The 302-nt window shown below is 74.8% G+C and carries 1 protein-coding gene; it reads left to right on the forward strand.

The features are described 5' to 3' along the window. Positions 1–63: 63 nt before the first annotated feature. A partial coding sequence (locus IF89_RS40040; RefSeq protein ID WP_199820691.1) for a hypothetical protein occupies positions 64–302 on the forward strand: 239 nt, incomplete at its 3' end.

Raw genomic sequence — 302 nt, forward strand, 5'->3', positions numbered from 1 at the left:
GGCGGGCAGGGGGGTGCCAGCACGGAAGGCAGCGGTGGAGCAGGGGCCGGCGGCGGCACGCCGGTGACGACGCACACCGTGCACGGCTACGACGCCTACGGCCGGCTCACCTCCACCGTCCTGCACGGCGGCGGCGACGCGAAGGCGCCGGTTCTGCGGTCGACCGCCTACACCGCCAACGCCGCAGGCGACGTCACCACCACCACCGTCACCGGTGCGGACGGCAGCAAGACAGCCACCGCCCATGAGACCGATGCCGCGGGCCGCCTCACCGCCCTCACCACCGACGGCAAGACCACCGG

The sequence above is a fragment of the Streptomyces sp. NRRL F-2664 genome (assembly GCF_000719345.1).
Classification (GTDB): domain Bacteria; phylum Actinomycetota; class Actinomycetes; order Streptomycetales; family Streptomycetaceae; genus Streptomyces.